Origin of the sequence: Schaalia canis, from assembly GCF_003858455.1 — a bacterium.
GTDB classification, from domain to species: domain Bacteria; phylum Actinomycetota; class Actinomycetes; order Actinomycetales; family Actinomycetaceae; genus Pauljensenia; species Pauljensenia canis.
In genome coordinates this window covers 1-254 of record NZ_RQZF01000065.1, presented here as the reverse complement: position 1 = coordinate 254, position 254 = coordinate 1, and the positions used below count along the sequence as shown (strand labels likewise).

The window sequence follows — 254 nt, the reverse complement described above, 5'->3', positions numbered from 1 at the left end:
GGGGAAGGGACTTACGCCTCCTCCGCCTGAACCGGTCGTAGAAGAAGGCAGGTTTATTCGTACTACGGCGCGAGCGTATGGGATTGTGGATGGCACTTACATTATGGTCCGTATCGACCTGGAAAACACCAGCGTCGAACCCCCAACCGAGGAAGAACTGCGTGCCCTGTGGGATGCCCAGGTCGCTAAAGTCCGCTACTTTAAAGCTATCGAGCGCAGTGAGGAAGTCCTGACCCCTCAAAGCGGACAAACAA

The 254-nt window shown here is 55.5% G+C and carries 1 protein-coding gene; it reads left to right on the top strand.

Translation table 11 applies throughout. The features are described from left to right. On the top strand, nt 1-254 hold a 254-nt coding region (locus EII11_RS10695), incomplete at both ends, for a hypothetical protein (protein ID WP_165867180.1).